The following is a 17,371-nucleotide window of genomic DNA, read 5'->3' as shown; positions in this document are numbered from 1 at the left end:
TCAGCCGTTGGGCCCTACTGTCGCAACGATGGTCACTTGCTTGTTGTCAGGGATTTCCTGGTACGCCAACACGTGCAAGCCCGGGACCGCCAGGCGCCCGAACCGCGAGAGCATCGCGCGGACCGGACCGGCTACCAGCAGAATCACCGGTTGACCTTGCATTTCCTGGCGCTGCGCGGCTTCGATCAACGAACGCTGCAGCTTCTCAGCCATGCTTGGCTCCAACAGGACACCCTCTTCCGAGCCTTGTCCTGCCTTCTGCAGACTATTGAGCAAAATCTGTTCCAACCTGGGCTCCAAGGTGATCACAGGCAGCTCGGACTCAGTGCCTACAATGCTTTGCACGATGGCGCGCGACAATCCGACACGCACCGCGGCCACCAAAGCGGCAGTATCTTGACTCTTGGCGGCATTGTTCGCGATGGCCTCGGCAATGCTGCGGATATCGCGCACCGGCACCTGTTCGGCCAGCAGCGCCTGCAGCACCTTGAGCAGCTGGGACAACGAAAGCACGCCCGGCACCAGCTCTTCCGCCAGCTTCGGCGAGCCCTTGGCCAGCAATTGCAGGAGCTGCTGGACTTCTTCGTGGCCGATCAGCTCGCTGGAGTGCTTGTATAGAATCTGGTTGAGGTGGGTGGCGACCACGGTGCTGGCGTCGACCACGGTGTAGCCCAGCGACTGCGCCTGGGCGCGCTGGCTGATCTCGATCCACACCGCCTCCAGGCCAAAGGCCGGATCTTTGGCGTTGATGCCGTTGAGCGTGCCATAGACCTGCCCCGGGTTGATCGCCAGTTCGCGATCCGGGTAAATCTCGGCCTCGGCCAGGATCACCCCCATCAGCGTCAGCCGGTAAGCGCTGGGCGCCAGGTCGAGGTTGTCGCGAATATGCACGGTGGGCATGAGGAAGCCCAGGTCCTGGGACAGCTTCTTGCGCACGCCCTTGATCCGCGCCAGCAATTGCCCGCCCTGGTTGCGGTCCACCAGGGGAATCAGGCGGTAGCCGACTTCCAGGCCGATCATGTCGATCTGGGTCACATCGTCCCAGCCCAGCTCCTTGGTTTCCTGGGCGCGGGCCGGCGATGGCAGCAGTTCCTGCTGGCGCTTGACCTCTTCCAGCGCCTTGACCTTGACCACGTTCTGGCGTTTCCAGAACAGGTACGCGCCGCCAGCCGCCAGGGCCGCCATGCTCAGGAAGGAAAAGTGCGGCATGCCCGGCACCAGGCCCATCACCGCCATCAGGCCAGCGGCGACAGCCAGGGCCCGGGGCGAGGCGAACATCTGCCGGTTGATCTGTTTGCCCATGTCTTCGGAACCGGAAGCACGGGTCACCATGATCGCGGCCGCGGTGGACAGCAGCAGCGATGGCAATTGCGCCACCAAACCGTCACCGATGGTCAGCAAGGCGTAGACCCGGCCGGCATCGCCGAAGGACATGTGGTGCTGGAAGATACCGACCGCCATGCCGCCGATCAGGTTGATGAACAGGATCAGCAGGCCGGCGATGGCGTCACCGCGGACAAACTTGCTGGCACCGTCCATGGAACCGTAGAACTCGGCCTCCTGGGCCACTTCCGAGCGGCGGGCCTTGGCCTGGGCCTGGTCGATCAGGCCGGCGTTGAGGTCGGCGTCGATGGCCATCTGCTTGCCCGGCATCGCATCGAGGGTGAAACGTGCGCTCACCTCGGAAATCCGCCCGGCACCCTTGGTCACCACCACGAAGTTGATGATCATCAGGATCGCGAACACCACGATACCGACCACGTAGTTGCCGCCAATCACCACCTCGCCGAAGGCCTGGATCACTTTACCGGCGGCGGCGTGACCGTCCTGGCCGTGGAGCATCACCACCCGCGTGGAGGCCACGTTCAGCGCCAGGCGCAACAGGGTCGCCACCAGCAGGATGGTCGGGAACACCGCGAAATCCAGCGGCCGCAGGGCATACACACAGACCAGCAGCACGACGATCGACAGGGCGATGTTGAAGGTGAAGAACACGTCCAGCAGGAACGGCGGCACCGGCAGCATCATCATGGCCAGCATGACCAGCAGCAACAGCGGCACCCCCAGGTTCCCCCGACTGAGGTCGGCCAGGTTAGTGCGAGCCGTACTGATTAACTGAGAGCGATCCACCGGTATTCCCCGTTCCCTTGAAGCAAACTTTTGACGCCTGGAGGCGGCGCAGGGCGGGTATTGCAAGAAGCCTTCCAACTTTGGCCTGGAACACAAACTGATTTATGGCGTTGCGCCATCAGTCGTCGCGCAAGGCGCTTTCGCGCCATCGCGAGCACGCTCGCGCCTACAGGCCGGGCGTGGACTCTGCAGGAGCGAGCCTGCTCGCGATAACGTCGGCACAGCCAACGCCGACCTCAGGAATCGCGACGCAAATCCGGCGGAATCGGCAGGTCCTTGAGCGGATCGGGGCGCTTGCCCTTGCCGGCCCGGTGCTGGCGAATCTGATAGACATACGCCAGCACCTGGGCCACCGCCAGATAAAGCCCGGCGGGGATTTCCTGCTCCAGCTCGGTGGAGTAATAGATCGAACGCGCCAGCGCCGGCGACTCCAGCAACAACACCTCGTTGGCCACGGCGATCTCGCGGATCTTCAGCGCCAGGAAATCGCTGCCCTTGGCCAGCAACACCGGCGCCCCGCCCTTCTCGGCGTCGTACTTGAGCGCCACGGCGTAGTGGGTCGGGTTGGTGATGACCACATCCGCCTCGGGAATCGCCGCCATCATCCGCCGCTGCGACATCTCGCGCTGGACCTGGCGAATCCGCTGCTTGACCTCCGGACGCCCCTCCTGATCCTTGTGCTCGTCACGCACTTCCTGCTTGGTCATCAGCAGCTTCTTGTAGCTCTGGTACAGCTGCACCGGCACGTCCACCGCGGCGATCAGGATCAGCCCGCAGGCCATCCACAAGGTGCTCCAGGCCACCACTTGCACACTGTGGATAATCGCCTGCTCCAGCGGCTCGTGGGCGATACGCAGCAGATCATCGATATCCGAAGACAGCACCGACAAGGCGACGATCAGGATCACCACGAACTTGGCGAAGGCCTTGAGCAACTCGATCAGCGAGGTCGGGGACACCATGCGCTTCATACCGCTGAGCGGGTTCATGCGGCTGAACTTGGGCGCCAGGCTCTTGGTGGAAAACAGCCAGCCGCCCAAGGAGATAGGACCGATCAGTGCCGCCAGCACCAGGGGCAGCAGGATCGGCATCGCGGCGATAATCGCGATCTTGCCCGAATGCAGCAGGTACAGGCCCATGGCGCCGGGGCTGAGCAGCACCTCGCGCGGCAGGGAGAAATTCAGGCGCATGATTTCCAGCAGGTCCTGGGCCACTCCCGCGCCGTAGATCAGCAGGCCGGCGGCGCCGATCATGGTGATCGCCAGGGTATTGAGTTCCTTGGAGCGGGCAATCTCGCCCTTTTCCCGGGAGTCCTTCTTGCGTTTCTCCGTGGGGTCTTCTGTCTTGTCCTGACCGCTCTCGCTCTCAGCCATGGTTCAACGCGCCTGTGCCAGGTTGCGCAGCAACTGCAGGGCCTCGACGGCCAGCGGTTGGTACTGGTTGAGAATGTCGCCCAGGCTGACCCAGAAAATCACCAGGCCCAGCACCAGGGTCAGCGGAAAGCCGATGGAGAAAATGTTCAGCTGCGGCGCCGCGCGGGTCATCACGCCAAAGGCGATGTTCACCACCAGCAGCGCGGTGATCGCCGGCAATACCAGCAACAGCGCGGCGCCCAGCACCCAACCCAGCTTGCCGGCGATTTCCCAGAAATGGTTGACCAGCAGCGCGCTGCCCACCGGCAAGGTGGTGAAGCTCTCGGTCAGCACCTCGAAAACCACCAGATGCCCGTTCATGCCGAGGAACAGCAAGGTCACCAGCATGGTCAGGAACTGCCCGATCACCGCCGCCGAAACACCGTTGGTGGGGTCGACCATGGACGCGAAGCCCATGCCCATCTGCGTCGAAATGATCTGCCCGGCGATCACGAAAGCCTGGAAGAACAACTGCAGGGAGAAACCGAACAAGGCGCCGATGATGATCTGCTCGGCAATCAGCAGCAGCCCGCCGAGATCCAGTGCATTGACCGCCGGCATGGGCGGCAGGCCCGGCACCACCACGACCGTGATGGCCAGGGTGAAATACAGGCGGATACGGGTCGGCACCAGGGTCGTGCCGAAGACCGGCATGGTCATCAACACGGCGCCGATACGAAACAGCGGCAGCATGAAGCTGGCGACCCAGGTGCTGATCTGCGTATCGGTAAGCGCCAGCAGAGACATGATTCAGCCGATCAACTGCGGAATACTGCCGTACAACTGCAGGATGTATTCCATGAAGGTCTGCACCAGCCAGGGACCGGCGACGATCAGCGTCACCAGCATCACCAGCAGGCGCGGCAGGAAGCTCAGGGTCTGTTCGTTGATCTGGGTGGCGGCCTGGAACATCGCCACCAGCAAGCCCACCAGCAGGCTGGGGATTACCAGGATGGCGACCATCATGGTGGTCAGCCAGAGCGCTTCGCGAAACAGGTCTACCGCGACTTCAGGCGTCATAACGCGTCACCCGCCAACAAGGTTCTAAACACCACCGAAACTGCCCGCCAGGGTGCCGATGATCAGCGCCCAGCCATCCACCAGCACGAACAGCATGATCTTGAACGGCAGGGAAATGATCAGTGGCGAGAGCATCATCATGCCCATGGCCATCAGCACACTGGCGACCACCAGGTCGATGATCAGGAACGGAATGAAGATCATGAAGCCGATCTGGAACGCGGTCTTCAGCTCCGAGGTGACGAAGGCCGGCACCAGGATCGTCAGCGGCGCCTGGTCCGGCGTCGCGATATCAGTGCGCTTGGACAGGCGCATGAACAGCTCCAGGTCGCTGCTGCGGGTCTGGGCCAGCATGAAATCCTTGATCGGCACCTGGGCCTTGGCCACCGCGTCCTGGGCGCTGAGCTTCTCCGCCAGGTACGGCTGCAGGGCATCCTGGTTCACCCGGTCGAACACCGGGGCCATGATGAACATCGTCAGGAACAACGCCATGCCCGTGAGGATCTGGTTCGACGGCGTCTGCTGCAGGCCCAGGGCCTGACGCAGGATCGAGAACACGATGATGATCCGGGTAAAGCTGGTCATCAGCATGACGAACGCCGGAATGAAGCTCAGCGCGGTCATGATCAACAGGATCTGCAGGCTGACCGAGTATTCCTGCTGGCCGTCGGCATTGGTGCCGAGGGTGATCGCCGGGATCGACAACGGGTCGGCCGCCAGCGCCAGCGGCGCCGCCAGCATCAGGGCCAACATCAAGAGGAGGCGCAACGGCATTACTTCTTATCCTTCTGATCCTTGCCCAGCAGCTCCATCAGGCGCTGGGCAAACTCCGGAGTCGCCTGCTCGGTGCTCGGCACCTGCACCGGCTCCTTGAGCACATGCAACGCAGTGATGGTGCCCGGCGTCAGGCCGAGCAGAATCTGTTCGTTGCCGACCTGCACCAGCACCAGCCGGTCCCGCGGGCCAAGCGCCCGCGAACCGATCAGCTCGATGACCTGGCCCTTGCCGGCCGGTCCGGCCTGCTGTACCCGGCGCAACAGCCAGGCGAGGAAGAAGATCAGCCCCACCACCAGCAACAGGCCCAGCACCAGCTGGGTCAGCTGCCCGGCCACGCCGCTGCTGCCAACCACTGGCGCGGCGGTACCGGCCACCGGCTCGGCGGCCAGGGCCCAGAGCGGCCAGGCCAGGAACAGCGCGAGTGCCTTTCTCACTTAGCGCAGCTTCTTGATGCGTTCGCTCGGGCTGATCACGTCGGTCAGGCGGATGCCGAACTTCTCGTTGACCACCACCACTTCGCCATGGGCGATCAGCGTGCCGTTGACCAGCACGTCCAGCGGCTCGCCGGCCAGGCGATCAAGCTCGATCACCGAACCCTGGTTGAGCTGCAGCAGGTTGCGGATGTTGATGTCGGTGCTGCCGACCTCCATGGAGATCGATACCGGGATATCCAGGATCACGTCCAGGTTCGGCCCGTCGAGGGTCACCGGCTCGTTGTTCTTCGGCACGCTGCCGAACTCTTCCATCGGCAGGCGATTGGACGCCGGCGCGCTGGCCGCATCGGCCGCCAGCAAGGCATCGATATCGTCTTGCCCGGCGTCGCCGGTTTCCTGCAGGGCAGCCGCCCACTCATCAGCCAGGGCCTGGTCTTCTGCGGAAGTCATTTCGTGTTCGTCAGCCATGTTGTCCTCGGCGGGCAAAAAATCATTAACAAAGCGAATTCATAACAACGCCGCTCAACGGCGCTCGATCGGCTCGATCACTTGCAGGGCCAGGTTGCCCTTGTGCGAACCGAGCTTGACCTTGAACGCCGGTACGCCGTTGGCGCGCATGATCATGTCTTCAGGCAGCTCCACCGGGATCACATCCCCTGGCTGCATGTGCAGGATGTCGCGCAGGCGCAACTGCCGGCGGGCCACCGTGGCGCTCAAGGGCACATCCACATCCAGCACGTCTTCGCGCAGGGCCTTGCTCCAGCGCTCGTCCTGGTCGTCCAGGTCCGACTGGAAGCCGGCGTCGAGCATTTCCCGCACCGGCTCGATCATCGAGTACGGCATGGTCACGTGCAGGTCGCCGCCACCGCCATCGAGCTCGATGTGGAAGGTCGAGACCACGATCGCTTCGCTCGGGCCGACGATGTTGGCCATGGCCGGGTTCACTTCGGAGTTGATGTACTCGAAGTTGACTTCCATGATCGCCTGCCAGGCTTCCTTCAGGTCGACGAAAGCCTGCTCCAGCACCATGCGCACCACGCGCAATTCGGTCGGGGTGAATTCACGGCCTTCGATCTTGGCGTGACGACCGTCGCCGCCGAAGAAGTTGTCCACCAGCTTGAACACCAGCTTGGCGTCGAGGATGAACAGCGCGGTACCGCGCAGCGGCTTGATCTTCACCAGGTTGAGGCTGGTCGGCACGTACAGCGAGTGCACGTATTCGCCGAACTTCATCACCTGCACGCCGCCCACCGCCACGTCCGCCGAACGGCGCAGCATGTTGAACATGCTGATACGGGTGTAGCGGGCAAAACGCTCGTTGATCATCTCCAGGGTCGGCATGCGTCCGCGGACGATGCGATCCTGGCTGGTCAGGTCGTAGCTTTTGACGCTGCCGGGCTCGGCGGCGTGTTCGGTCTGTACCAGACCGTCATCGACGCCATGCAGCAGCGCGTCGATCTCATCCTGGGACAGCAGGTCCTGCACGGCCATGTCGTGTTCCTACTGCAGTACGAAGTTAGTAAAGAGCAACTGCTCGACCACCACTTTGCCGACCTCTTTCTGGGCCACTTCCTGCACGCTGGCGGTGGCCTTCTGACGCAGCATTTCCTGACCGACCGGAGTCGCCAGGGTGTCGAAGCTCTGGCCGGAGAAGAGCATGACCAGGTTGTTGCGGATCACCGGCATATGCACTTTCAGCGCGTCCAGATCGGCCTGGTTGCGCGCCAGCAGGGTGATGCTCACCTGCATGTAGCGCTGGCGGCCGTTCTGCGTGTAGTTGGCCACGAAGGCTGGCGCCATGGGCTCATAGATGGCCGCCGGCTTGACGCTGCTGCTCGCCTCGGCCGTCTCGGCAGGCTTGCTCTGGGCACTGCTGTGCATGAAGTACCAGGTCGCCCCGACGGACAAACCGATCGCCAGCAACAAGGCCAGAACAATCAAGAGGATAAGCTTGAGTTTGCCTTTCCCGGCGGGGGTTTTCTCTGCTGCTTCGCTCTTCGCCATGCCAATAATCCGTCACTAATCGGGTTTTCACAGTCGCACGGCAAGGCAAGAGCAAGTGTTATGCCAGATTTGTCTGAATTGGGGTGAACTGAAGGGATAGGGGAAGCGCAAAGCAAAAGATCGCCAGCCGCGGAGTCACACGGCTGGCGATCTTCTGTTCAATGACGCCCGAAGCGGGTCAGGCGTAATAGTCGACGGCGCTGGTGCCGATGACCGTGCTGGTGTTGGCGGCGACTTCGGCGACGCTCGGCGGCAACTCTTCATCCAGGCCATCCAGGCGCCCACCGCTGGCGCTGGTGCCGTTGCTGCGATGCTGCCCCTGCTGGGCCTGCTCCTGGCCACCCTGCCAGTTGCGCGACTGGTCGGAGACGTTGACATCCACCTGCCCCATGCCTTGCTGGTGGAACATGTCGCGCAGGCGATGCATCTGCCCTTCGAGGGCCTCGCGCACGCCGACATGGGCACTCATGAAGGTCACCTGGGTCTGCTGGTCCGGCACCATGTTCACGCGAATGTCCAGGCGCCCCAGCTCGGCCGGCTGCAACTGGATCTCGGCCGACTTCAGATTGACGCTGGACAGGTACATGACCCGGTTGACCACTTCTTCGGTCCAGCCGCTCTGATGCATGGCCAGCGGCTGGTTCACCGGGACGGCATTGGCGGTCTTGGGCGTAGCCGCCTGGGTCAGGGCCGCCAGGCGGTTGGCGAAATCGTCGACGCGGGTGTCGCTGGCAGCGCTCTTGAGGTCCTTGAGACCGTCATCGAGCAGGCCGCTGAAGGCCTTTTCGCCGCCCTGCTCGGTGCTGTCCTTGTCCACCTGCAGGTCCAGCATAGTGGCCATGCCGCTGGCGAAGGTCTGCGCCGAAGTCGGCCCATCATCGGCCACCACGGTCGGCGCCGCCTTGCTCTGCGCCTGGCTGGAAGCCGAGACATGGCCGCTCTGCTCCATGGCCAGGCGCACCACCGGCAGCGCATCCAGCGGATCGGCTTCAGGATCGAATTCCGGATCGACCGGCACTGGCGTCGCAGTGCTGGTCACCACCGGTATAACCGGCTGCGTTTGCGGCTGCACTGGCGGCTGTGCCGGAACCGGCGCGGCCGCCACTTCCGGCTCGGGCGCCGGCAACGGCTGGGTCGCCTGCATCAGCGCCGGATCGAGGGTCGGGTCGACCGGTGTGCTCTCGGCCAGCGGCTGATCGCTGCTCGCGGCCTGGTCATTGGCGACTTTTTCGTCACTGGCAACAGCCTTGTCGGCAGGCAAGGTTTTGCCGCTATCGGCAACCGCAGGCTCGGCGGCGGCAGTCTTGCCCTTGCCCGGATCCACCTTGGCAGCGGCTTCGCCTCCCTTGTCGCGAGCCGGCTTGCTCGGGCCGTCGGCAGCCGCTACCGGCTTGCCGAGTGCCTCCTTGGCGAACACCCGGGCAAAGCTTGCGCCTTTGTCCCCGGGCTCGGCGGCGCTGGCCTGGGGGGTGGCGGAAGCCGCTTGAGTCTTGGCCTGGGAGGCGGCCTGAAGAAGCATGTTCGGGGTAAGGGGCATGAAAACGGTCTCCGCTGCACTGGGATCGTAGGTACAGTTGGGAGACTTGACTGCAAAGGTCGAGCCAGCTTTGCTGGCTCGCGGGGAAAAGCCTGGGCTGCAGCGGTTTTTTCAGCAGTGAAAACGCTGGCGTTCCTGCTCGCACAGCTGGCGGACAATGGCGAATTCGCCATCGATCTCGCCGACCAGCTGCTCGATACCGCGCAACGACGAGCCCTGGGCACGCTGCTCCAACTGATGACAGAGCTCGGCCAGGCGAATCGCCCCCATATTGCTGCTGCTGCCCTTGAAGCTATGGGCAGTGGCGACAAGTTGACGGGGGTCGTCGACTTTGTGCAATTGGCGCAAACGCTCTTCGGAGTCACAGAGGAAGGTGTCGAGCAACAACGGATACTCATCCTCCATGACTTCCTGCAATGCGTTCAGCACCTCGTGATCCAGATGAATCTCAGACACTTGCTCACTCCTTGATCAAGAATCGGCGAATTATGCCAGAGGCTCCCAAGAAAACTCCACGCAGGCACTACGACCATCGTCAGACCAGCTGGCACGCCGGCTGAGCTGACGGATCAGGCTGACGCCGCGCCCGGAAAGACGATCGCCATCGATGGGCCGCGCCATCACCCGCCCGACATCGAAACCGCTGCCACTGTCCTCGACCCGGATCAGCAAACGACCGCCAGCCCCTTGAGGCTCCACTTGCAGGTGCACCCGCACAAAACCCTCCTGCAAGGCTTCGAGGCGTACCGCGCGCTCCCGGTAATAGCGGGAAAACCCCTGGGCGTCGCGCTTTAGGCTCGAGTCCAGGCCCAATACGCCATGCTCCAGGGCATTGGAATACAACTCGGCCAGCACACTGTAGAGCGCCCCGCTCTGTGCCCGCAGGCCATGTACTTCCAGCAGCAATTGCAACAGGTAAGGCAAAGGGTTGAAACGTTTAAGGGTCGCGGCGCGATACTCGAAACTCACCGACCAGTCCAGCGGGCAGGACTGACCGCTGTCGGAGTACACCAACGCCGGCGGCGTCAGCTTCCGCGCCTCAAGCAGGCTGACCTCGACCATGCTCACATCGTCCCGCGCATCCCCGCCAAACTCGCTCAGGGCCCGCTGGATCTCCTCGAACAACAGGTCCGGCTCGCGGTTGGCGGCAAACACCCGCTGCAGGCGCTCGACACCGAACAACTGCTCGTTGGCGTCGCAGGTGTCGATCACCCCATCGGACAACAGGAATACCCGGTCGCCCAGGGCCATGGGAAAGACTTCGGTGCGGTCGTCGAATGCCTCGGCGCCCAGCACCCCCAGCGGCAAATGGTGCGCCACCAGCGGCACCCGCTCCCCGCTTGCCAGGCGATGCAGGTAGCCATCCGGCATGCCGCCGTTCCACACCTCCACCGCCCGCCGCTGGAAGCTCAGGCACAGCAGCGTCGCACAACAGAACATGCCGACCGGCAGGATGCGCTTGAGCTTGGCATTCATCTCGCGCAGGGTTTCGGGCAGCCCGTACCCCTTGGCCGTCATGCCGTAAAACACCTCGGCCAGGGGCATCGCGCCCACCGCCGCCGGCAAGCCGTGGCCAGTGAAATCCCCCAACAGCACATGCATGTCGCCCGTCGGGGTAAAGGCAGCCAGCAGCAAATCGCCGTTGAACAGCGCGTACGGCGACTGCAGGTAGCGGATATTCGGCGCGTTCAGGCAGCCGGAATGCGCCACCTTGTCGAACACCGCCTTGGCCACCCGCTGCTCGTTGAGCAGGTAGTCATGGTGCTGGGTGATCTGGTCGCGCTGCTGCAGCACGGTTTCCTGCAGGCGCCGCAAGCGATCCATGGCCTTGATCTTGGCGGCCAGGATCACCGGGCTGTAGGGTTTAGCCAGAAAATCGTCGCCACCGGCTTCCAGGCAGCGCGCCAACGCCTCGCTCTGGGTGAGCGAGGTCAGGAAAATGATCGGCACCAGCGCTTCGCCAGCCAGATGCTTGATCTGCCGGGCCGCCTCGAAACCGTCCATCACCGGCATCATCGCGTCCATCAACACCAGGTGCGGGCGCTGCTGGATGAACAGCTCCACCGCCTCGGCGCCATTACTCGCCGTCAGCACTTCGTGCCCCTGGCGCCGGACGATGCTCGACAGCAACATACGGTCGCTGGTGCCGTCCTCGGCGATCAGCACGCACAGAGGTGCCTCACTCGACTGCATGTCGATCAACTGATGTCGAACAGCTTGTCGAAATTGGAAATGGCGAGAATCTTGCGCACGTCCGAGTTGCTGTTGATCACTCGCACGTCGGAATCGTCGCCGCCGGCGTGATCGCGCAGCAACAGGAGCATGCCCAGGGCGGAACTGTCGAGGTAGGTGGCGTCTTTCAGGTCGACCACTATGGAATCGGGCCTTGTGTTGAGGTGCTCGTAGGACTCGCGAAACTCTTGATGACGGCCGAAATCGAAACGCCCCTTGATCGAAATCGTCAGTTTGTGCCCGTCCGGTGAAACTTCAGTAACGACTGACATGATTCGCTTCCTTGTGATTGGCAATCTGTACAAGGTTTAGCACCCCGTACAAGCCTGGGCAACCCGAACCGCCGAAGCGTCGCTGACGAGCGCCTGGCGGCGACGAATGGGGTGGCGCTCAGTATGGATCCTGGCGCGGCAGGCGCTGGGACAGCTCGTCGAGCAGCTTCTGCTCGCGCTTGTCTTCCAGTTGGCGGGCTTCATCGATGTAGCGTTGCACCAGCTTGCGCAAACCCTCGACCCGGGCATAGGCCTGCTGCCAGGTTTCCCGGGCGCGGTTGAGGTTGTTCTGGTGCCAGGCCAGGCTTTGCCGCTGCTGGCCCACGGCGGTTTCCAGCTGATTGAGGAAGTGCTGGTAGTTCATCAGCCACTGGCCGGAAACCCCAGCACTGCCCCGCTCGATCCACTGCTGCTGGTATTCGGCACGAAAGCGTTCCAGGTCCCCCAGCTTGCTTTCCGCCAGGCGCACCTGGCCCTGGAAATGCCCCAGGCGCTGGGCGGCGGTACGCTCGGCGCTTTCGGCCATATCGACCACGGGTGCCAGACGCGCGGCACGGCTGTTGGCCATGACGGATTAACCGCCCGGCGCCGGAGCGAACACCATCTCCAGATGGGCTTCGCTTTCACCCAGGCTGATGCTGTCGTTGAGCCCCTGGCGCAGGTAGGCGACCATCGACGGCTGCAGCGAGATGGCGGCGTCGGTTTCGCGATCGCCGCCCGGTACGTAAGCGCCGACGCTGATCAGGTCGCGCGCCTGTTGGTAACGCGACCACAGCTGCTTGAAATACTGGGCGCGAGTCATGTGATCCGGGGTCACCACCGCCGGCATGACCCGGCTGATGGACGCCTCGATATCGATCGCCGGGTAATGCCCCTCCTCCGCCAGGCGCCGCGACAGCACGATGTGCCCGTCGAGCACACCACGCGCCGAGTCGGCGATCGGGTCCTGCTGGTCGTCGCCTTCGGACAACACGGTATAGAACGCGGTGATCGAGCCGCCACCGGCCTCGGCGTTGCCCGCACGCTCCACCAGCTTCGGCAGCTTGGCGAAGACCGACGGCGGATAGCCCTTGGTCGCGGGCGGCTCGCCGATGGCCAGGGCGATTTCCCGCTGGGCCTGGGCGAAACGGGTCAGGGAATCCATCAGCAACAGGACGTTCTTGCCCTTGTCGCGAAAATATTCGGCGATACGCGTGCAGTACATGGCCGCACGCAGGCGCATCAGCGGCGCATCGTCCGCCGGCGACGCCACCACCACGGAGCGCTTGAGCCCCTCTTCACCGAGGATGTGCTCGATGAACTCCTTGACCTCACGACCGCGCTCACCGATCAGCCCGACCACGATGATGTCGGCCTCGGTAAAGCGGGTCATCATGCCCAGCAGCACACTCTTGCCCACGCCGGTACCGGCGAACAGGCCGAGACGCTGGCCGCGGCCCACCGTCAATAATCCGTTGATGCAGCGAATGCCCACGTCCAGCGGCCGGCTGATGGGGTCGCGCTTGAGCGGGTTGATGGTCGGACCGTCCATCGGCACCCAGTCCTCGGCCTTCATCCCGCCCTTGCCGTCCAGCGCACGACCAGCACCGTCGAGGACCCGCCCGAGCATGCTCATGCCCATCGGCAGGCGGCCAGTATCGGCCAGCGGCACGACCCGGGCGCCGGGCGCGATGCCGGCGACGCTGCCGACCGGCATCAGGAATACCTTGCTGCCGGAGAAGCCCATCACCTCGGCCTCGACCTGCACCGGGTGATAGCTGTCGTCGTTGATCACCATGCAGCGCGTGCCCATGGCCGCCCGCAGGCCTTCGGCCTCCAGGGTCAGGCCGACCATGCGCAGCAGGCGGCCTTCGAGAATCGGCTGGTTCGGCAGTTCGGTGGCTTCGGCGTAGCTGCTCAGGCGCTTGCCGAAGCTGGTGCGGTCAAGGCGCATCGGCGGGGTCCTGCGCGGCGTCGACAGGGTCGACATCCGCGGCGGGCTTGCCGGTGGCGGCCCCCAGCTCGACGCTCAGGTCCGGTTCGGCGGGATGCAAAGCCTGCTCATGAAGCTGGTCGGACAGCTTGTCCATGATCGTGGCGATCCGGGTTTCCATGGTCGCGTCGATCCGGCTGTGCTCGGTCTCGACCCGGCAGCCGCCCGGCAACATGGCTTCGTCCTCGACGATGCGCCAGCTTTCCTCATGGCGCTCGCGCAGGCTTTTGACCTGGGCGAAGTCCTGCGGATTGATGTACAGGCGCACATTCCCCACACCCAGCGGCAGCAACTTGAGGGCTTCGCGCATGACATGCTCGATCTGGCTGGAGTCGATGGCCAGCTCGCGCTGGATCACCTGGCGCGTCATGTGCTGCACCAGGTTGACCAGGGCTTTTTCAATCTGTGTGTCCTGCTCGGCGATGGGCTCGAACAGATTGCCCATCAGCGTTTCCAGCGCCTCCAGCTTGGCGCTCAGGGCCACCTCGGCTTCCTGGCGGACCTTCAGCGTGGTGCTGTGGAAACCTTCCTTTTCGCCCGTGGCGAAGCCTTCGTTATAGGCTTCCTGGCGAATGCTCTCGAGTTCTTCGAGGGTCAGTGGCTGGACTTCTTCCAGCGGCACTTCCTCGATCTGCGCCGGCGGCTCTTCCACCGGTTCCGGCTCGGGCTCGGGGACATGGGGGTCGAAACTGGGCAGCGCCCAGACGTCGAAACCACCGACGTCCCGAGCGCGAATCAGGTCGCTGTGGGATTCATCACTGCTGGACGACATAACGCGACCTTAGATCATTTCTTCGCCGCCCTTCCCGCCGAGAACGATTTCTCCGGCTTCGGCCATACGGCGGGCAATGGTGAGGATTTCCTTCTGCGCGGTTTCCACATCGCTGACGCGCACCGGGCCCTTGGCCTCGAGGTCGTCGCGCAGCAGTTCGGCAGCCCGCTTGGACATGTTCTTGAAGATCTTTTCCTTGACGCCTTCGTCCGACCCCTTGAGGGCCAGGACCAGCACGTCGGAAGACACTTCGCGCAGCAACGCCTGGATGCCGCGGTCGTCGACATCGGCGAGGTTGTTGAACACGAACATGAGGTCTTCGATCTGGCCGGACAGGTCTTCGTCGACTTCGCGGATCGAGTCCATCAGCTGGCCTTCGATCGAGCTGTCGAGGAAGTTCATGATGTCGGCAGCGCGCTTGATACCACCCAGGGTGGTACGCGAGGCGTTGGAGTTACCAGCGAACTGCTTCTCGAGAATCTGGTTGAGTTCTTTCAGGGCGGCCGGCTGCACGGTATTGAGCGAGGAAACCCGCAGGATGATGTCCAGGCGCGCCTTATGGTCGAAGTTGCCAAGCACTTCGCCCGCCTGGTCCGGATCGAGGTACGCCACCACGATCGCCTGGATCTGCGGGTGCTCGTAACGGATCACGTCCGCCACGGCGCGCGGCTCCATCCACTTCAGGCTGTCCAGGCCGCTGGTGTTGCCGCCCAGCAGAATGCGGTCGATCAGGCCGTTGGCCTTGTCCTCGCCCAGGGCCTGGGTGAGCATCTTGCGCACATAGTCGTCAGAGCCCACGCCCAGGCTGGTTTGGTCGCCGACGATGTCGACGAACTCGCTCATCACCTGCTCGACCTGCTCGCGATGCACGTTACCCATCTGCGCCATGGCCACGCCCACGCGCTGGACCTCTTTGGGGCCCATGTGGCGCAGCACCTGCGCGGCGTCGGTGGAACCCAGGGACAGCAGCAGGATCGCGGCCTTGTCGACCCGGGTCAGTTTGGCGGTAGCGGCTCGGTTATCACTCATCTGCGTTAATCCACTCTTTCACGACCTGGGCCACTCGACCCGGGTCTTCTGCCACCAGACTCTTGATTGCATTCAACTGTGCGTCATAGCCTTCGCTCGGGCTAGGCAGCAGGATGCTTTGCGGGCCGCCGAGGCTGACGCGATCGTTGGCCAGCTCGCCATCCAGGCCGCCCATGCCGCCGAGTTCGACATCGCTGCCGAGCCCCGCCAGTTGCTTGCCCTTGCCGCCACCGGTGATGTTGTTGAGCACCGGGCGCAGCACGCCGAACACCAGGACCAGGATAAACAGCACGCCCAGGACCTGCTTCACGATGTCCCAGAACCAGGGCTGCGAGTAGAACGGAATGTCGGCGATCACCTCGCCGCGATCGGCCGAGAACGGCACGTTGATCACGCTGACGCTGTCGCCACGGCTGGCGTCGAAGCCCACGGCGTCCTGCACCAGACGGGTGAAGCGCGCCAATTCGTCGGCGCTCCACGGCGCACGGCTGGTTTCGCCGTTGGCCGGATTGACCTTGACCTGATCGTCCACCACCACCGCCACCGACAGCCGGTTCAGACGACCCTGCTGTTGCTTGGTGTGGCTGATGGAGCGATCCAGCTCGAAGTTCTTGGTGGATTGTTGACGCTTGTCGTTCGGGTACGGCGCCAGCATCGGCTGGCCGGTGGCCGGGTCCATGATCTGCTGGCCGTTGGCGTCCAGCAGCGGCTGGCCTGGCTGTACCATGCCGGCGGCAGCGGTGGCGCCACCGGTGGTCTGCGGTGCGCTGGCCGGCGATGGCGGCTGGTTGCTCAGGGCGCCAGGAACGCCTTGCGGGCCCAGGCTGCTGGAGCGTTGTTCGTTGACCGACTGCTCGCTGCGCAAGGCCGGCTGGTCCGGGTTGAACTGTTCGGAGGTCGACTCGACGGCGCTGAAGTCCACATCGGCGGACACTTCAGCCTTGTAGCGGTCGTTGCCGAGGATCGGCTGCAGGATGTTGTGCACACGCTGGGTCAGCATGCTTTCCATGCGGCGGCTGTAGTCGAATTGCTTGCCGGCCATGGTCAGTTCGGAGTTTTCCGCCTGGTCGGAGAGCAGGTTGCCCTTCTGGTCGACCACGGTGATCTGCGACTTGCTCAGCTCGGGAACGCTGGTCGCCACCAGATTGACGATGGCCACCACCTGGCCCGGCTCCAGCGAACGACCGGAATACAGCTCGACCAGTACCGAAGCGCTGGGCTTGCGCTCGTCGCGCACGAACACCGAGCTTTTCGGAATCGCCAGGTGCACGCGCGCGCCCTTGACGTTGTTCAGGCTGGAAATGGTCCGCGCCAGCTCGCCTTCCAGGCCACGACGGTAACGGGTCGCCTCCATGAACTGGCTGGTGCCCAGGCCCTGCTCTTTATCGAGAATCTCGAAACCGATATTGCCGTCGCCCGGAGCCACGCCGGCAGCCGCCAGCTTGAGGCGCGCGCGCGACAGGTCGTCGGCCTTGACCAGCAAGGCACCGGAGTTGGGCTCGACGGTGTAGGGAATGTCGGCGGAGGCCAGGGTGTCCATGACCTGCTTGGCGTCCATGCCGGCAAGGCTGCCGTACAACGGACGGTAATCGGGTTGCTGGGACCACAACACCACGGCAAAACCAATCGCCACGCTGGCAGCCAGACCGACCATGAGGCCAACCTGACGCAACATGGTCATCTCGGAGAGGTTTTCCAGAAAGGACAACCCGAACAGCGGCGGCTTGCCTTCTGTCGGAGTGGCCTTGGCCGGTACGTTATCGGCGACTGCTTCTGCCAT

18 protein-coding genes are annotated in these 17,371 nt (G+C 63.7%); all 18 read right to left on the bottom strand.

The annotated features are described in order from the left end of the window. Nucleotides 1-2,130: a flagellar biosynthesis protein FlhA gene (flhA, locus tag BM019_RS08805; RefSeq protein ID WP_009042747.1), complete on the bottom strand. Its 2,130-nt coding sequence runs from the start codon at nt 2,128-2,130 to the stop codon at nt 1-3. 236 nt (nt 2,131-2,366) lie between these two features. Further along, on the bottom strand, nt 2,367-3,503 hold the full coding sequence (gene flhB, locus BM019_RS08800) for a flagellar biosynthesis protein FlhB (RefSeq protein ID WP_009042746.1): 1,137 nt from the start codon (nt 3,501-3,503) through the stop codon (nt 2,367-2,369). 3 nt (nt 3,504-3,506) lie between these two features. Beyond that, entirely contained in the window at nt 3,507-4,289 is a 783-nt protein-coding gene (gene fliR, locus BM019_RS08795) for a flagellar biosynthetic protein FliR (protein ID WP_085530161.1), read from the bottom strand. Nucleotides 4,290-4,292: 3 nt separating this feature from the next. Continuing rightward, nucleotides 4,293-4,562, bottom strand: a complete 270-nt coding sequence (gene fliQ / locus BM019_RS08790) for a flagellar biosynthesis protein FliQ (RefSeq protein ID WP_003184009.1) — start codon at nt 4,560-4,562, stop codon at nt 4,293-4,295. A 24-nt stretch (nt 4,563-4,586) separates the two neighbouring features. After that, nucleotides 4,587-5,336 carry a flagellar type III secretion system pore protein FliP gene (fliP, locus tag BM019_RS08785; protein ID WP_007922525.1) on the bottom strand — a complete coding sequence of 250 codons (750 nt, stop codon included), beginning with the start codon at nt 5,334-5,336 and terminating at the stop codon, nt 4,587-4,589. Continuing rightward, on the bottom strand, nt 5,336-5,773 hold the full coding sequence (gene fliO / locus BM019_RS08780; RefSeq protein WP_009042743.1) for a flagellar biosynthetic protein FliO: 438 nt from the start codon (nt 5,771-5,773) through the stop codon (nt 5,336-5,338). Before fliO ends, fliP begins: the two co-directional genes overlap by 1 nt. Further along, the gene (gene fliN / locus BM019_RS08775; RefSeq protein ID WP_009042742.1) at nt 5,774-6,241 is read right to left on the bottom strand and encodes a flagellar motor switch protein FliN; all 468 of its coding nucleotides are present in this window, start codon (nt 6,239-6,241) and stop codon (nt 5,774-5,776) included. A gap of 54 nt (nt 6,242-6,295) precedes the next feature. Next, nucleotides 6,296-7,264: a flagellar motor switch protein FliM gene (fliM, locus tag BM019_RS08770; protein WP_009042741.1), complete on the bottom strand. Its 969-nt coding sequence runs from the start codon at nt 7,262-7,264 to the stop codon at nt 6,296-6,298. Between the two features lie 9 nt (nt 7,265-7,273). Then, the gene (gene fliL, locus BM019_RS08765) at nt 7,274-7,777 is read right to left on the bottom strand and encodes a flagellar basal body-associated protein FliL (protein ID WP_092418065.1); all 504 of its coding nucleotides are present in this window, start codon (nt 7,775-7,777) and stop codon (nt 7,274-7,276) included. A 178-nt stretch (nt 7,778-7,955) separates the two neighbouring features. Further along, on the bottom strand, nt 7,956-9,314 hold the full coding sequence (locus BM019_RS08760) for a flagellar hook-length control protein FliK (RefSeq protein ID WP_092418064.1): 1,359 nt from the start codon (nt 9,312-9,314) through the stop codon (nt 7,956-7,958). 111 nt (nt 9,315-9,425) lie between these two features. Beyond that, nucleotides 9,426-9,770, bottom strand: a complete 345-nt coding sequence (locus BM019_RS08755) for an Hpt domain-containing protein (RefSeq protein ID WP_007922619.1) — start codon at nt 9,768-9,770, stop codon at nt 9,426-9,428. Between the two features lie 30 nt (nt 9,771-9,800). Then, nucleotides 9,801-11,507, bottom strand: a complete 1,707-nt coding sequence (locus BM019_RS08750) for an ATP-binding SpoIIE family protein phosphatase (RefSeq protein WP_092418063.1) — start codon at nt 11,505-11,507, stop codon at nt 9,801-9,803. A gap of 5 nt (nt 11,508-11,512) precedes the next feature. Next, nucleotides 11,513-11,818: an STAS domain-containing protein gene (locus BM019_RS08745; protein WP_009042737.1), complete on the bottom strand. Its 306-nt coding sequence runs from the start codon at nt 11,816-11,818 to the stop codon at nt 11,513-11,515. 118 nt (nt 11,819-11,936) lie between these two features. Then, nucleotides 11,937-12,386, bottom strand: coding sequence for a flagellar export protein FliJ (gene fliJ / locus BM019_RS08740; RefSeq protein WP_007922624.1), 450 nt, complete (start codon nt 12,384-12,386; stop codon nt 11,937-11,939). Nucleotides 12,387-12,392: 6 nt separating this feature from the next. Continuing rightward, on the bottom strand, nt 12,393-13,751 hold the full coding sequence (gene fliI / locus BM019_RS08735) for a flagellar protein export ATPase FliI (protein WP_009042736.1): 1,359 nt from the start codon (nt 13,749-13,751) through the stop codon (nt 12,393-12,395). After that, the gene (gene fliH, locus BM019_RS08730) at nt 13,741-14,562 is read right to left on the bottom strand and encodes a flagellar assembly protein FliH (RefSeq protein ID WP_092418062.1); all 822 of its coding nucleotides are present in this window, start codon (nt 14,560-14,562) and stop codon (nt 13,741-13,743) included. The genes fliI and fliH overlap by 11 nt, the downstream gene beginning before the upstream one ends. A 9-nt stretch (nt 14,563-14,571) precedes the next feature. Next, nucleotides 14,572-15,591 carry a flagellar motor switch protein FliG gene (fliG, locus tag BM019_RS08725; RefSeq protein WP_007922630.1) on the bottom strand — a complete coding sequence of 340 codons (1,020 nt, stop codon included), beginning with the start codon at nt 15,589-15,591 and terminating at the stop codon, nt 14,572-14,574. Further along, a complete protein-coding gene (gene fliF, locus BM019_RS08720) occupies nt 15,584-17,371 on the bottom strand; it encodes a flagellar basal-body MS-ring/collar protein FliF (RefSeq protein ID WP_007922632.1) in 1,788 nt (595 codons plus the stop codon). Before fliF ends, fliG begins: the two co-directional genes overlap by 8 nt.

Origin of the sequence: Pseudomonas sp. NFPP07 (assembly GCF_900115645.1) — a bacterium.
Taxonomy (GTDB): Bacteria; Pseudomonadota; Gammaproteobacteria; order Pseudomonadales; family Pseudomonadaceae; genus Aquipseudomonas; species Aquipseudomonas chlororaphis.
Note: the sequence above shows the minus strand (reverse complement) of the source record. Positions and strands in the feature narration are given on the sequence as shown.

Excerpts from the sequence above, each read along its gene's own strand:
- fliI (WP_009042736.1), bottom strand. The coding sequence starts at position 13,751 with ATGCGCCTTGACCGCACCAGCTTCGGCAAGCGCCTGAGCAGCTACGCC.
- fliJ (WP_007922624.1), bottom strand. The coding sequence starts at position 12,386 with ATGGCCAACAGCCGTGCCGCGCGTCTGGCACCCGTGGTCGATATGGCC.
- fliH (WP_092418062.1), bottom strand. The coding sequence starts at position 14,562 with ATGTCGTCCAGCAGTGATGAATCCCACAGCGACCTGATTCGCGCTCGG.
- fliR (WP_085530161.1), bottom strand. The coding sequence starts at position 4,289 with ATGTCTCTGCTGGCGCTTACCGATACGCAGATCAGCACCTGGGTCGCC.
- fliP (WP_007922525.1), bottom strand. The coding sequence starts at position 5,336 with ATGCCGTTGCGCCTCCTCTTGATGTTGGCCCTGATGCTGGCGGCGCCG.
- fliM (WP_009042741.1), bottom strand. The coding sequence starts at position 7,264 with ATGGCCGTGCAGGACCTGCTGTCCCAGGATGAGATCGACGCGCTGCTG.
- BM019_RS08760 (WP_092418064.1), bottom strand. The coding sequence starts at position 9,314 with ATGCCCCTTACCCCGAACATGCTTCTTCAGGCCGCCTCCCAGGCCAAG.
- fliL (WP_092418065.1), bottom strand. The coding sequence starts at position 7,777 with ATGGCGAAGAGCGAAGCAGCAGAGAAAACCCCCGCCGGGAAAGGCAAA.
- fliN (WP_009042742.1), bottom strand. The coding sequence starts at position 6,241 with ATGGCTGACGAACACGAAATGACTTCCGCAGAAGACCAGGCCCTGGCT.
- fliG (WP_007922630.1), bottom strand. The coding sequence starts at position 15,591 with ATGAGTGATAACCGAGCCGCTACCGCCAAACTGACCCGGGTCGACAAG.
- fliQ (WP_003184009.1), bottom strand. The coding sequence starts at position 4,562 with ATGACGCCTGAAGTCGCGGTAGACCTGTTTCGCGAAGCGCTCTGGCTG.
- fliF (WP_007922632.1), bottom strand. The coding sequence starts at position 17,371 with ATGGCAGAAGCAGTCGCCGATAACGTACCGGCCAAGGCCACTCCGACA.
- BM019_RS08745 (WP_009042737.1), bottom strand. The coding sequence starts at position 11,818 with ATGTCAGTCGTTACTGAAGTTTCACCGGACGGGCACAAACTGACGATT.
- BM019_RS08750 (WP_092418063.1), bottom strand. The coding sequence starts at position 11,507 with ATGCAGTCGAGTGAGGCACCTCTGTGCGTGCTGATCGCCGAGGACGGC.
- flhB (WP_009042746.1), bottom strand. The coding sequence starts at position 3,503 with ATGGCTGAGAGCGAGAGCGGTCAGGACAAGACAGAAGACCCCACGGAG.